Source organism: Alteromonas mediterranea DE, from assembly GCF_000020585.3.
GTDB classification, from domain to species: Bacteria; Pseudomonadota; Gammaproteobacteria; order Enterobacterales; family Alteromonadaceae; genus Alteromonas; species Alteromonas mediterranea.
Genome location: NC_011138.3, coordinates 2,828,410 through 2,842,750, shown reverse-complemented (window position 1 = coordinate 2,842,750; position 14,341 = coordinate 2,828,410). Strand labels below are relative to the sequence as shown.

8 protein-coding genes, 2 tRNA genes and 3 rRNA genes are annotated in these 14,341 nt (G+C 44.8%); 8 read left to right on the top strand and 5 right to left on the bottom strand.

Going from position 1 to position 14,341, the window contains the following annotated elements; translation table 11 throughout:
• Nucleotides 1-382: 382 nt before the first annotated feature.
• Nucleotides 383-1,915: ribosomal RNA gene (locus MADE_RS12590) — 16S ribosomal RNA — on the bottom strand.
• 77 nt (nucleotides 1,916-1,992) lie between these two features.
• On the opposite strand from MADE_RS12590, the gene MADE_RS12585 reads away from it, so the two are divergent.
• Nucleotides 1,993-2,068, top strand: a tRNA-Ala gene (locus MADE_RS12585).
• Between the two features lie 15 nt (nucleotides 2,069-2,083).
• Nucleotides 2,084-2,160: transfer RNA gene (locus MADE_RS12580), tRNA-Ile, on the top strand.
• Between the two features lie 524 nt (nucleotides 2,161-2,684).
• Here MADE_RS12580 and MADE_RS12575 read toward each other — a convergent pair.
• Nucleotides 2,685-5,565: ribosomal RNA gene (locus MADE_RS12575) — 23S ribosomal RNA — on the bottom strand.
• Nucleotides 5,566-5,790: 225 nt separating this feature from the next.
• Nucleotides 5,791-5,906: ribosomal RNA gene (gene rrf / locus MADE_RS12570) — 5S ribosomal RNA — on the bottom strand.
• 450 nt (nucleotides 5,907-6,356) lie between these two features.
• On the opposite strand from rrf, the gene MADE_RS12565 reads away from it, so the two are divergent.
• On the top strand, nucleotides 6,357-7,325 hold the full coding sequence (locus MADE_RS12565; protein WP_012519090.1) for a sensor domain-containing diguanylate cyclase: 969 nt from the start codon (nucleotides 6,357-6,359) through the stop codon (nucleotides 7,323-7,325).
• Between the two features lie 46 nt (nucleotides 7,326-7,371).
• Here the strand turns inward: MADE_RS12565 and MADE_RS12560 are convergent, their stop codons facing one another.
• A complete protein-coding gene (locus tag MADE_RS12560; protein WP_012519089.1) occupies nucleotides 7,372-7,737 on the bottom strand; it encodes a DP-EP family protein in 366 nt (121 codons plus the stop codon).
• Nucleotides 7,738-7,739: 2 nt separating this feature from the next.
• On the bottom strand, nucleotides 7,740-11,018 hold the full coding sequence (locus MADE_RS12555) for an nSTAND1 domain-containing NTPase (protein WP_012519088.1): 3,279 nt from the start codon (nucleotides 11,016-11,018) through the stop codon (nucleotides 7,740-7,742).
• A 231-nt stretch (nucleotides 11,019-11,249) separates the two neighbouring features.
• Between MADE_RS12555 and MADE_RS12550 the strand changes: the two genes are divergently transcribed.
• The 5 genes from MADE_RS12550 to apt all read left to right on the top strand — a co-directional run bounded on the left by MADE_RS12550 (nucleotide 11,250) and on the right by apt (nucleotide 14,317).
• Nucleotides 11,250-11,717, top strand: a complete 468-nt coding sequence (locus MADE_RS12550; RefSeq protein ID WP_012519087.1) for an HvfA family oxazolone/thioamide-modified RiPP metallophore — start codon at nucleotides 11,250-11,252, stop codon at nucleotides 11,715-11,717.
• A 151-nt stretch (nucleotides 11,718-11,868) separates the two neighbouring features.
• Entirely contained in the window at nucleotides 11,869-12,720 is an 852-nt protein-coding gene (locus MADE_RS12545) for an HvfB family MNIO-type RiPP peptide maturase (protein WP_012519086.1), read from the top strand.
• A complete protein-coding gene (locus MADE_RS12540; protein ID WP_023559768.1) occupies nucleotides 12,717-13,481 on the top strand; it encodes an HvfC family RiPP maturation protein in 765 nt (254 codons plus the stop codon). The genes MADE_RS12545 and MADE_RS12540 overlap by 4 nt, the downstream gene beginning before the upstream one ends.
• Before the next feature lie 154 nt (nucleotides 13,482-13,635).
• Nucleotides 13,636-13,758, top strand: coding sequence for a hypothetical protein (locus MADE_RS21085; protein ID WP_257720278.1), 123 nt, complete (start codon nucleotides 13,636-13,638; stop codon nucleotides 13,756-13,758).
• 22 nt (nucleotides 13,759-13,780) lie between these two features.
• Nucleotides 13,781-14,317: an adenine phosphoribosyltransferase gene (gene apt, locus MADE_RS12535; RefSeq protein WP_012519084.1), complete on the top strand. Its 537-nt coding sequence runs from the start codon at nucleotides 13,781-13,783 to the stop codon at nucleotides 14,315-14,317.
• Nucleotides 14,318-14,341: the final 24 nt, after the last annotated feature.

Below are 14,341 nucleotides of genomic sequence, written 5' to 3'. Positions count from 1 at the left end.
GCTCATTTCCCTAAAATGCGCATCCGCTTCGGGGGAAAAGCAAAACAGCAACCCTCCTGAGGTAAGTCTCTACTACCTTTATAGGCCAGTAAAGACGGGAGTTTAGAAGAAGCGCTTCAGAAAATAAATTTTCAAAAAGTGTTGACAACGAAAACTTCCAGCGTATAATGCGCACCTCACTCGAACAGGGTGAGCCACTAAGAAGCAAAGCGCTTCGCGGTGAGCAAGGAAAACGAATCAACTGAGAGTAATGTTGGTCCTCCTTGCGCAGAAGTCACGACAAAAAGCGTCATGATTCTGCACGATGTTCTTTAACAATTTAGACAAGACAATCTGTGTGGGCACTCGTTAAGAGTGTCACAACGACGATTCATATTTCACAATTGAAGGTGATCCAACCCCAGGTTCCCCTAGGGTTACCTTGTTACGACTTCACCCCAGTCATGAAACACAAAGTGGTAATCGTCCTCCCGAAGGTTAGACTAACTACTTCTTTTGCATCCCACTCCCATGGTGTGACGGGCGGTGTGTACAAGGCCCGGGAACGTATTCACCGCAGTATTCTGACCTGCGATTACTAGCGATTCCGACTTCATGGAGTCGAGTTGCAGACTCCAATCCGGACTACGACATTCTTTAAGGGGTCCGCTCCACATCACTGTCTCGCTTCCCTCTGTAAATGCCATTGTAGCACGTGTGTAGCCCTACACGTAAGGGCCATGATGACTTGACGTCGTCCCCACCTTCCTCCGGTTTGTCACCGGCAGTCTCCTTAGAGTGCCCAACTGAATGCTGGCAACTAAGGACAAGGGTTGCGCTCGTTGCGGGACTTAACCCAACATCTCACGACACGAGCTGACGACAGCCATGCAGCACCTGTGTCAGAGTTCCCGAAGGCACCAATCCATCTCTGGAAAGTTCTCTGCATGTCAAGTGTAGGTAAGGTTCTTCGCGTTGCATCGAATTAAACCACATGCTCCACCGCTTGTGCGGGCCCCCGTCAATTCATTTGAGTTTTAACCTTGCGGCCGTACTCCCCAGGCGGTCTACTTATCGCGTTAGCTTCGCTACTCACGACTTAAAGTCACAAACAGCTAGTAGACAGCGTTTACGGTGTGGACTACCAGGGTATCTAATCCTGTTCGCTACCCACACTTTCGCACATGAGCGTCAGTCTTTGGCCAGGGAGTCGCCTTCGCCACTGATGTTCCTCCAGATATCTACGCATTTCACCGCTACACCTGGAATTCCACTCCCCTCTCCAAGACTCTAGTCTGCCAGTTCTAAATGACCATCCCAGGTTGAGCCCGGGGCTTTCACATCTAGCTTAACAAACCGCCTGCGTGCGCTTTACGCCCAGTAATTCCGATTAACGCTCGCACCCTCCGTATTACCGCGGCTGCTGGCACGGAGTTAGCCGGTGCTTCTTCTGTTGTTAACGTCATGGCTAGCAGGTATTAACTACTAACTTTTCCTCACAACTGAAAGTGCTTTACAACCCGAAGGCCTTCTTCACACACGCGGCATGGCTGCATCAGGGTTTCCCCCATTGTGCAATATTCCCCACTGCTGCCTCCCGTAGGAGTCTGGACCGTGTCTCAGTTCCAGTGTGGCTGATCTTCCTCTCAGAACAGCTAGAGATCGTTGCCTTGGTAAGCCTTTACCTTACCAACTAGCTAATCTCACTTGGGCCTCTCTTTGCGCCGGAGCCTAAGCCCCGTTTGGTCCGTAGACGTTATGCGGTATTAGCAGTCGTTTCCAACTGTTATCCCCCTCGCAAAGGCAAGTTCCCAAGCATTACTCACCCGTCCGCCACTCGTCAGCGATTAGCAAGCTAATCCTGTTACCGTTCGACTTGCATGTGTTAGGCCTGCCGCCAGCGTTCAATCTGAGCCATGATCAAACTCTCCTTACCATTACGTCGAAAGACGCACTTGATGCAGTGCCTACACAGATAGTCTTGTTTAAAAATGAAGAACGACACAAGTTTATGGGGCTATAGCTCAGCTGGGAGAGCGCCTGATTTGCATTCAGGAGGTCAGCAGTTCGATCCTGCTTAGCTCCACCATTTGCTTGATACCCTAGGCTTGTAGCTCAGCTGGTTAGAGCGCACCCCTGATAAGGGTGAGGTCGGCAGTTCAAGTCTGCCCAAGCCTACCATTTTCCTTCTTACTTGCATTGCAAGTGGTCGTGAAAAGCTGCTTAACCGGAAGCAGAGCTTACTGACGGTTTTTCTACTCGCTAAAGTTAGCGGTAATCGAAAGCTATGGTAGAAAGCTGATTTTTGTGTCACGTTGGACCCGAAATCCTAATGAATATTTACTGTTTCAGTAAGCATTGATTAGGGTTTTTTACCCTGAGGGAGCATTTACGATACTTTAAAGAGTAATGTAGGTCCTCCTTGCGCAAAAGTCATGACAAAAAGCGTCATGATTTTGCACGATAGTTCTTTAACAATTTGGAAAGCTGATATTAATAGTAATCAATCAAAATTGAGTAACTGAGAAGTCGAAAGACGTACTTTTTACTCTACTTGACTTGAATTGCTTGTTATCAACATTGATTGATAGCAAGGCAATTCTTCCGATTAGCTTGTCATGCATGCAACATTACCCTTGTCCGAATTCAAAAGGCGGACATGAGGCCGATACTCAAGGCTTTTTAGGGTTGTATGGTCATCCCTGACCTTTAAGGTCTGGAAGGGTTGTTATAGACGATGACGTTGATAGGCAGGGTGTGGAAGCGTTGTAAGGCGTTAAGCTAACCTGTACTAATTGCCCGAGAGGCTTAACCATCTCATCTTTGGGCCGGCTTCCCGCTTAGATGCTTTCAGCGGTTATCCGTTCCGAACATAGCTACCGGGCAATGCCATTGGCATGACAACCCGAACACCAGCGGTTCGTCCACTCCGGTCCTCTCGTACTAGGAGCAGCTCCCATCAATCATCCAACGCCCACACCAGATAGGGACCGAACTGTCTCACGACGTTCTAAACCCAGCTCGCGTACCACTTTAAATGGCGAACAGCCATACCCTTGGGACCGACTTCAGCCCCAGGATGTGATGAGCCGACATCGAGGTGCCAAACACCGCCGTCGATATGAACTCTTGGGCGGTATCAGCCTGTTATCCCCGGAGTACCTTTTATCCGTTGAGCGATGGCCCTTCCATACAGAACCACCGGATCACTATGACCTACTTTCGTACCTGCTCGACGTGTCTGTCTCGCAGTTAAGCTAGCTTATGCCATTGCACTAACCTCACGATGTCCGACCGTGATTAGCTAACCTTCGTGCTCCTCCGTTACTATTTGGGAGGAGACCGCCCCAGTCAAACTACCCACCAGACACTGTCCACAACCCCGATAAGGGGCCAATGTTAGAACATCAAACATACAAGGGTGGTATTTCAAGGACGGCTCCACACAATCTAGCGACTGTGCTTCAAAGCCTCCCACCTATCCTACACATGTAGGTTCAATGTTCAGTGCCAAGCTGTAGTAAAGGTTCACGGGGTCTTTCCGTCTAGGTGCGGGTACACAGCATCTTCACTGCGATTTCAATTTCACTGAGTCTCGGGTGGAGACAGCGTGGCCATGGTTACACCATTCGTGCAGGTCGGAACTTACCCGACAAGGAATTTCGCTACCTTAGGACCGTTATAGTTACGGCCGCCGTTTACCGGGGCTTCGATCAAGAGCTTCGTCCGAGGACTAACCCCATCAATTAACCTTCCGGCACCGGGCAGGTGTCACACCCTATACGTCCTCTTACGAGTTTGCAGAGTGCTGTGTTTTTAATAAACAGTCCCAGCCACCTGGTCACTGCGGCCTCCATTTGCTTACCACGTAAAGTGTTCACAAACAGAGGCGTACCTTCTCCCGAAGTTACGGTACAATTTTGCCGAGTTCCTTCACCCGAGTTCTCTCAAGCGCCTTAGTATTCTCTACCTGACCACCTGTGTCGGTTTGGGGTACGGTTCATATAATCATAAGTTTAGAAGCTTTTCCTGGAAGCAGGGCATCAACAACTTCACTCCCTTGGGAGCTCGTCTCGTGTCTCGGCATTCTCTTTTAAAGAGCGACCCGGATTTACCTAAGTCACTAGCCTACACACTTTCACTTGGACAACCAACGCCAAGCTTGCCTAGCCTTCTCCGTCCCTCCATCACTGATTATATAAGTACGGAAATATTAATCCGTTTCCCATCGACTACGCATTTCTGCCTCGCCTTAGGGGCCGACTTACCCTGCCCTGATTAGCATGGGACAGGAAACCTTGGTCTTCCGGCGTGGGAGTTTTTCACTCCCATTATCGTTACTCATGTCAGCATTCGCACTTGTGATATGTCCAGCAAGCTTTACAACTCACCTTCATCCACTTACACAACGCTCCCCTACCCAGCATGTAAAACATGCTGCCGCAGCTTCGGTATATGCTTAGCCCCGTTACATCTTCCGCGCAGGCCGACTCGACTAGTGAGCTATTACGCTTTCTTTAAAGGGTGGCTGCTTCTAAGCCAACCTCCTAGCTGTCTGTGCCTTCCCACATCGTTTCCCACTTAGCAATATTTTGGGACCTTAGCTGGCGGTCTGGGTTGTTTCCCTCTCCACGACGGACGTTAGCACCCGCCGTGTGTCTCCCGGATAGTTCTCATTGGTATTCGGAGTTTGCAAAGGGTTGGTAAGTCGGGATGACCCCCTAGCCTTAACAGTGCTCTACCCCCAATGGAATTCGTCCGAGGCTCTACCTAAATAGATTTCGGGGAGAACCAGCTATCTCCCGGTTTGATTGGCCTTTCACCCCCAGCCACAAGTCATCCCCTAACTTTTCAACGTTAGTGGGTTCGGTCCTCCAGTTGATGTTACTCAACCTTCAACCTGCTCATGGCTAGATCACCGGGTTTCGGGTCTATACCTAGCAACTAAACGCGCAGTTAACACTCGCTTTCGCTACGGCTCCGCTATTCGCTTAACCTTGCTACTAAATATAAGTCGCTGACCCATTATACAAAAGGTACGCAGTCACCACACGAAGTGGCTCCCACTGCTTGTACGTATACGGTTTCAGGTTCTATTTCACTCCCCTCACAGGGGTTCTTTTCGCCTTTCCCTCACGGTACTGGTTCACTATCGGTCAGTTAGGAGTATTTAGCCTTGGAGGATGGTCCCCCCATATTCAGTCAAGATAACACGTGTCCCGACCTACTCGATTTCACTGTAAAGCACGCTTTGTGTACGGGGCTATCACCCTGTATCGCTCCTCTTCCCAAAGGATTCCACTACACACTAAACAGCTTAAGGGCTGTTCCCCGTTCGCTCGCCGCTACTAGGGGAATCTCGTTTGATTTCTTTTCCTAAGGGTACTTAGATGTTTCAGTTCCCCTCGTTCGCCTCGTTACGCTATGTATTCACGTAACGATACCTGTAAACAGGTGGGTTTCCCCATTCGGACATCTGTGGCTCAAATGCATTTTGTCGGCTCACCACAGCTTTTCGCAGACTTACACGTCCTTCATCGCCTCTAACTGCCAAGGCATCCACCGTATACGCTTCGTCACTTAAAAAACGCCTAAAAGGCTTCGAAGAGAAGTTGGCGTTGTAAGCAAAGACAAGCTAAAAGCAAGATAGAGTAAAAAGTAAGTTACTCACTGATTGAATTAATATTAAACTTTCCGATTTGTTAGTTATTAAGCAACGATGATTAAATAGACTCTAAAGAGTACTGTTAGTCCTCCTTGCGCAGAAGTCACGACAAAAAGCATCGTGATTCTGCACTAAAAGTTTTTCCGACCTGGCAGTGTCCTACTCTCACATGGGGAAACCCCACACTACCATCGGCGCTAATACGTTTCACTTCTGAGTTCGGAATGGAGTCAGGTGGTACCGTATCGCTATGGCTGCCACCATTAAGAAGAACCCGCCTAACGGCGGGTTTTTTGCGTTTGGCAGAAAGAATAAATTGGGGCCAGAGTACTTTATTGCTTTAAATATCAGAACATAGTTATACCCTTATCCCCAGTGCCGTTAAATCAGAGAAATGTACTCTGACCCCGCTACTTACTGTGTGTCCTCCTTGCGCGCTACTATAGTAAAAGCAGCGCGACAAAGAGCGTCACGATTTTGCACCACTAAACCCGACTAACGGCGTGTTTTTTTGCTTAATGTACTCTGATCCCATAATCGTGAGGATACTGTAGTGTTAAAAAATTGCCGTGGGCAGAGCTTTCGATAGACTTCCTAAAGCAAAAAAACACATTATAAACATAAGCTTACAATAGAAGGTGTTCGGAAGGTATAAATGTGTAGATGCCGTTAGTCTTATATGCAAATCAACGCCTATTGGAGGCAGCTTGGAATGCAGTCATCTATGTTAAGCAAAAATAAAACCGTAAATTCTCCCCTTAAATTATTCAATTTCTACAAAGACAGCTCATTGGGCAGGATGATTAATTTTATAAACGAAGCGGTTATAGTAGTAAACGCCAATGGCACAATTGAGATGGTGAACGCAAATGCGTCCGCGCTAATAGGTCAGACACGTGAAGTATTACTAAGTGAAAACTTGCTGAGCTTTTTTTCTGATGACACAGGCAAAGTGCAAAGCCACGTGATTCAGTGTTTAGATAGTTCTGAGAGCGAAACTATAGAGTCACCGCCATTTGAAGTTGTTATCAAACAACAAAATAAACCGTACCATAATGTCAGTGTTGAGATTTCAATTTCCTCTCTTCCGGAAGAGCTTTCTGCCAACAACTCTTTATTCATTTGTATCTTACGAGACTTGACGCTACATAAAGCCGAGTATGCAACGTTAAAGAAAAAAGCGGAAACTGACTTTTTGACTGGCCTAGCAAATCGCCATAAGTTTTCAGATTACCTAACTCGTCAGTGGATTCTATGCAATAGTAATAATTTACCGATAAGTCTTATTCTTATTGATATAGATCACTTTAAGTTGTTCAACGATGAGTATGGGCATATTGCTGGAGACCGTTGTCTAAAACGAATAGGTGATCTACTTGACTTAAGCATGCCAAATCGAGATACGCTTGCGGCTCGTTATGGTGGTGAAGAGTTTGCAATAGTACTGCCGAATTGTTCTGCCCAAACGGCGCAACTTTTAGCAATAAGGATTAAAAGGCATTTGGCGCAATTAAGTTCAAGGCACTTTGTTTTCTCATCGAATAGTAGGCTTACTGTTAGTATGGGCGTAGCGACTAATGAAAATCACCGCTATGAAAGTAAAGAGTCACTGTTAAACGCAGCGGATACCCTTCTTTATCAAGCAAAAGCGCAGGGGAGAGATCAAATTTGTTACCTCTAGGTCCTAACACGTATGCTTACTGAAGGCCTAGAGAAACAAGGGGTGTTCAAGTTTTATTTTTGTTAATGACTTCAGGGTCTGAACTAGTGTAGACCATTCCGCGAGGTGCCGTAACAAGCTTAATGCAAATATTACCAATCGTTGCGTCTGAATCCACGAGGATCAAGCTACTACCATTGTTAGCGATACTAAAACTGATGTTATTGCCAACATCACCACTAATATCCGGCCCTACAAACTGTAAGTGAGCAGAGTCCTCATTTAGTGTGTAGATAATGGTTGTATTGGGTTCGTTGACGCTTACGCTACCTGATGATGGCTTACCATCTTTGGTTGTAATTACATAAGTTGGAGAGCTTTTTTCATTCTCGACAGATACGTTAAATTCGTAAACCGGAACTTGTCCCGCCATTTTTAATTTCCTTTTTGTAATTGAGAGTATTTTATTGGTGTTAGCTGTGAGATATATTTATCTACAGACATCTTTGGGTTCTCATCTATCTGACGACAGCGTTTTGTATAATTAAACGCTAATATGATATCTGGATGTTTTGACATCCGAATAAGTTCGTTTGCTCGCTGAGCGGCTTTTTGGCAGTAGGTTAAAGCGAGTTGCTTATCGTTAGATTCGTTTTTTTGCCTATGAATAAGAAGTAAGCTTTTTAGCGTTACTATCGCATTTTCTAAATTAGTTATGTCGTTGCTTATTCCGTCGTCAGAAAATGAAGTAATAAAATAGTCGATTGACGGTTTGGCCTTTTGCCAGTGACCATCCATTTGTAAGGTTTCCGCTACTCTATTAGTTACCCATGGGATGTCCAGTGATATCGATTGGCTAAGTAGCGCATCAATGTCAACTGACGCTTTCAAAGGTAATTCACTCTGTATCAAATAAGACTCAACGGTCGCTTTGTCTTTCTGCCAAGCGCTATTTTCAGGGTCTTGTGCAAGGGCGCGTAAAATCGAGGCGTACGCTTGAAATATGCTTTGCTCATAGGCTTGTTTAAGGCCTAAGAACTTCTCTAAGTTGGCCTTTTGAATTAAAATCGCAACGTGATTTTCGATAATTGAGCCATTGGCAGAATCAGATTGTCCTATCTCATCTAACACTGTCTCTGCTTGGCTAAAGATGGTGTAGGCATCTTTGTATTTGCCTAAGTGTATGTTAGCAGACGCTATCCATGACAGAGAATTGGTCGCGTACAGCTTAGCGTCTTCACTATTTTCAGTGCCTTCAGATACCTCTTTTTTAAGTGCCAGAGATGCTTTAAAAAGCGAGGATGCCTGCTCAAATTGATACCTGTCGTAGGCTAAACTCCCCAATGAGCTTTTAGCATAAGCAACTTCAAGTTTTGCTGTACTGTCACTTGGTTTAACAAAAAGCATGGTTTCGCTATGTTTGAGGTATCGCTCAAAATAAGACTGCGCAGAGTCAACATCGTTGTTATGCGTATTGTGTATATGGCCAATCCAAAATGCGTTTGCGCCTGCCGCTTTTAACAATTCGAAGTGCTGTTCCGCTTCTTCGAGAAGTTCTAATAAACGTGTATCGGCCTCTTCATATAGCATTAAGGCTTGTTCAGTATCGTCACGGTAAAAACGTACTTCTGCCATAGCCTGCAGCGAAAGCGCGTGTTGAAATCGAAGCTCAAAACTCGGTTTTGGAGACGTGCTATTAAGCCAGCCAGCGCTATTTTCCTGTGCTTCAGCTACATATTTTAAAGCATGCTGACTGACGCCCTCGAGTAAATCCATTCGCTTAACCCGTCGTAAGGTATCCGCGAAGTCGCCGATCATGAATCCCATTAGATTTTCGGCTTCTAACCGCTTTCGTTCAGCTAACGCTTGAGACTGTTGACTGTGCAGCATTGCGGCAAACGATAACACCGCTAATGTAGCTAATAGCGCGGCGGTTAACCCTTTAAATAGGTTTCGCGTTCTTACCTTTCGCTGGCTGTGTTTTATAAGCTTTTTTTCTTCGTTGGTTAAGCGAATATAGTTTGCAGTTAAAAGTGCACTAGCGTCTAGAAGCGGTTTTCCTGCTGGAATGAGGTAAGCCTCTGCAAAACTATTTTCTATCCATAGTTGGGTCTGTTGATTAAGTGCCGCTTTAGCTGATAGCGCGCTTTGATGCTCCATTATCCATTGCTGTACCCGCTCCCACTTACTCAATACTGCTTCGTGAGCCACTTTGAAGCAGGCGCGTCCTTGATTTAAGAAAGATACGAACAATCTCTGTTCCACCATAAGCTCAACAAAGCAGCGTTCATTTTCGTTGTCTAAACTTTCCCACGGGGCTGTTTTACTGGTAATGGTGTTGCTACCAGACAAATTGATGATAAGCGGGAGTATTGAGCTCAATGCGTTTTGAACGGCGTGGGGCATTTTTATAAATGTTGATTCTGCCTTGAATCCGATGGCGCCATCAATTTTACCCAATGCTTGGTATGTCTTGTTCTTTAGTACTTTACCTTCGCGCTGCCAATAGAGTTCTTGTAGTGTGTACTGTAGCAATGGCAGGCAGTTTGGCGCTAATGCAGCATCGCCTAAAATGATATCGTCTAATGTAGCGTTTGTTGCTTCATCTTTCTCCCACGATAGGTCGGCGGCGATAGCGGGCAGTTTTATGACTTGACCAAGTTCGCTTACAGAAGGAGGGGAAACATCTATGTGAGCGCCGCGCCCTTTGTTTTTCATTAAAATATCAAACGTTGATATCTGGGGGTAGAAATCGTTTCTACTTATCAGTACAACCAAAAATAGGTTGCTCTCGCTAAGCGCTTCGAGAAGATTAAAAATAGTGCGTTTATCTTTTTCATCTATCGTTGTATCAGCGAGAAATACTTCTAACCTGTCAATTACGATAACGAAACAAGAGTAAGAGTTGGTGGTATTAGGTTCATACACGTCAAGCCAGCTTTTGACTCTGTCGATTATTTGCTGGGGGGAGGAAAGCAGCTTTTCCGCAAGTATTGAAGCACTGAACCCATCAAATAGCCCCGTTTCGTTGTTGCCCCAATCAAGCATACGAATGGCTATTTCTTCAACGATAGTAAATGCACTGGTATCGATATTAATATCAGCTAAATCAAAACTAAGATGATCAGAGGCATAAATACCGTTTATGCCTTTTTTACTCAACAGTTTGGGCAAGAAACCTGCGTGAATAAGCGAACTTTTCCCAGAGCCGCTTGGCCCCAGCACTAGCATAAATGGCCGCTGGCGATTGAAAAGCTCAGCGGCTTTAGAAATTAAATCGCGGACCAGGGCGTCTCTTCCAAAGAATACCTGACTTTCATTAGAAGAAAACGCGCTCAACCCAACAAAGGGGGAGGTATCTACCCATTTGCCTTCGACGGCTTTTGATTGCTCATCATCAATAAACTGTACTTCTGCAACAACGCGGTAACCACGTTTTCTGATTGTTTCAATGTAGGAGGGGGCTGCCGCTTTATCGCCTAACGCACGGCGAAGGTTAGTAATTGCTTTATGTACCGGGTTGTCGCCGATAGGCGCGTTCGGCCAACATTGGGCGACTATTTCATCGGCGGAGACAACAAGTCCCTTTTGTTGGCACAGTAACAATAAAACATCCATTGCTTTAGGCTCAATGCTCTTTTTCGTTTTGCCTTGAGATAACGTGTTGCTTGAAACATCAACACGCCATTGGCCTAAATAAAATTGCTGCTTCACTATTACGACCCTGTACTTTTCGCTACCACTGTACTTTACTTTTTTAATAAAATGTAAATTAACATACGGAAATGCATTATTGCTAATGTAAAACCCATTTATATCAATGTGATAAAATATAGCTGTAAAAAAATTAATATTTTATGAAATATCCTTTAATCCAGCAGGGTCTCTTTAAGTACACGTGCTTACCGTACGTCAAACATGACTAAAATTATTGAGGGTACATCAATGAAACAAATCAAAAAATCATCAGTAGCAACAGCATTAGGTGCAGTTGTAATTGGATCTTTGGCGTCAACAGTTGCAGTAGCAGACGCTAATCCATTTGGTATGCAAGCACTAGAGTCGGGCTATAGTCAGTTCGCAGCAGAAGGTAAATGTGGCGGCGATAAAGCTGAAAAAGAAGGCAAGTGCGGCGAAGGAAAGTGCGGCGGTGACAAAAAAGCCGAAAAAGAAGGCAAGTGCGGCGAAGGAAAGTGCGGCGGTGACAAAAAAGCCGAAAAAGAAGGTAAGTGCGGCGAAGGCAAATGTGGCGGCGACAAGAAAGCCGATAAAGAAGGTAAGTGCGGCGAAGGTAAATGTGGCGGCGACAAAAAAGCCGATAAAGAAGGTAAGTGTGGCGAAGGCAAATGTGGCGGCGATAAGAAAGCTGGCAAAGAAGGTAAGTGTGGCGAAGGTAAATGCGGTAGCATGTAATTGCCACTCAAATAACATCGTGCAGCGCGAAATAGAATGATGTAACGCTGTACGAGTTACGCTTAGCAAAAAATGGCTGTCGAATGATGGCCATTTTTGTCTAATAACGTATGTTGCTATTTTGCAATCCCACGCGGTTTAAGGGGAAGATATGAAAAACATCTATGGCGCAGGTCTTGGGTTTCGTCGAGAAATGCTAAAAGAGTTGTTACCTACGTTGCCATCTGAGGTTGATTTCTGGGAAGTTGCACCAGAGAACTGGATCCCGCTTGGCGGCAGGTATCAAGAACAATTTAAACAAGCTTCGTCACAGGCACCTTTCACTACCCATGGCTTGTCTTTATCTATAGGAAGTAGCGACAAACTAGATGTGGAGTTTGTAAAAACCGTTAAGCGCTTCTTAGATGCGAATAATATCGACCTTTACAGTGAGCACTTAAGTTTTTGCTCTGGTAACGGTCACATGTACGATTTAATGCCAATTCCCTTTACTGAGGACGCTATTAATCACGTTGTATCTCGTATTATCCAAGTTCAAGATATTATTGAACGACCGTTAGTGTTAGAAAATGTCTCTTATTACATTGCGCCTGGCCAAGAAATGGACGAGCTAGAATTTACTTCGAGTATCTTAAAAGAGTCTGGGTGTCAGATGCTTCTCGATGTAAACAATGTTTACGTGAACAGCATTAACCACAAATACGATGCAAAGACATTTATAAAGGGTTTGCCGTCAGACAAGATTGTATATGGTCATATTGCTGGTCATTATGATGAAGCTGAAGATTTAAAGGTTGATACACACGGGGCAGATGTCATTGAGCCAGTTTGGGAACTATTGGAGTATGCTTACCTTACCCATGGTGTATTTCCGACGTTGCTAGAGCGTGATTTTAACATTCCGCCCCTAAGCGCGTTGCTGACAGAAGTGAAAAAGATTAAGCAAATTCAATCAAGGTGTGAAGCCGCACGTATAGCAGATGCGAAAGGGAGTGTAGCGTGACGCGATCATTTCTGACAACGCAAAATACATTCGTAAATGCGATCAAAGACCCTCGCACATTTAACAGCAGCGATGCAGAGCTTACCCGGCGGATGAAGATCTATCAGTCATTATTTTTTAATAATATCGACAATTTCGTTAGTACCGGGTTTCCGGTTTTAAAATCTATCGTATTAAAGCTGTATGGCGAGAAAGGATGGGAGGGCATTGTGCGTCAATTTTTTATTGAGCACGAGTGTCGTTCGCCGTATTTCGCGGAAATCAGTAAAGAGTTTGTTGAGTATCTTTCAACCGAGCCTAGCTTTGATATTGCTTTACCTACTTTTGCTGCAGAACTTGCTCATTACGAATGGTTAGAGCTTGATGTCAGCATAAGGAAAAATCAAAAAAACGCCGATTTTTATAATCAAGACGACGTTGTTACAGCTGTCAGGGTTTCGCCTTATGCCTCGCTAGCAGCGTACCATTTTGAGGTTCACCTTATTGGTGAAGATTACATTCCCGAGCAACCGGCTCAAGAACAACAATTTTATGTCGTTTATAGAGACCGTAACTGTAACGTGCAATTTGCCCATGTTAATCCGGTCACCGCTATTTTAGTCAATACACTGGAACAAAATGAACAGGGAATGAAAACAGACCAATTAGCTAACGCGTTATCCCAGCAACTTCCGCAAATACCTTCAAACGTGCTTGAAAATGGTATGAATGAGACACTCACAGACATGCTAAATAAAGGTATACTACTTCCCGTTTTCTAGCTGATAAGCAAAATTTTCCTGCTTTACATTAAACTTTCGCTAGGATCTGGTGTGAAAGTGAGCGATCGATCATATTAGCGCTGTCAATCACGCTTGCTTTCGATTAACATTTAGCACCATTTTTTTGTTCACAAAAATTGTTTAGGTAGTGCAAATGGCTAACAATTCAGATTTCAAAGAAGTCTATAACAAGTGGTACTTTCTAGCATCGCTAGTAACTCTAATCGCGTTCCCGTTGATGCATATCATCGCCGGCTGGTTCACCTTCTGGTTATAACGCAGACATTCAAGGCATAATTGTGACTGCAGAATATATTAAATCAGTAGTGAAAACCGTACCTGACTATCCAAAGCCAGGTATTTTATTTAGAGATGTGACCAGCGTTTTAGAAGATCACAAAGCATTCAGTAGCTGTATCTCCTTACTTGTAGAAAAGTATCAGGGCATGGGTTTTACCAAGATCGCAGGTACCGAAGCACGCGGGTTCCTTTTTGGTGCGCCATTGGCCATCGAAATGGGCATTGGTTTTGTACCAGTAAGAAAACCCAATAAACTTCCCCGTGAAGTAGTAAGCGAAAGCTACGAACTGGAATATGGTATGGATACATTGGAAATCCATAAAGACGCCATAGAACTGGGTGATAAAGTACTTCTTATCGACGACTTGCTTGCAACGGGCGGAACTATCGCTGCCTCTGCCAAGTTAATTCGCTCGTTAGGTGGCGAGATCAATCATGCAGGTTTTGTTATTAACCTTCCTGATTTAGGCGGTAAACAAAAGCTTTCAGCGCTTGATATAGAAAGTTATTCTATTTGCGAGTTTGAAGGCGAATAAACGTCAATAAGCAAAAACAGCAAC

Excerpts from the sequence above, each read along its gene's own strand:
- MADE_RS12550 (WP_012519087.1), top strand. The coding sequence starts at position 11,250 with ATGAAACAAATCAAAAAATCATCAGTAGCAACAGCATTAGGTGCAGTT.
- MADE_RS12565 (WP_012519090.1), top strand. The coding sequence starts at position 6,357 with ATGCAGTCATCTATGTTAAGCAAAAATAAAACCGTAAATTCTCCCCTT.
- MADE_RS12560 (WP_012519089.1), bottom strand. The coding sequence starts at position 7,737 with ATGGCGGGACAAGTTCCGGTTTACGAATTTAACGTATCTGTCGAGAAT.
- MADE_RS21085 (WP_257720278.1), top strand. The coding sequence starts at position 13,636 with ATGGCTAACAATTCAGATTTCAAAGAAGTCTATAACAAGTGGTACTTT.
- MADE_RS12545 (WP_012519086.1), top strand. The coding sequence starts at position 11,869 with ATGAAAAACATCTATGGCGCAGGTCTTGGGTTTCGTCGAGAAATGCTA.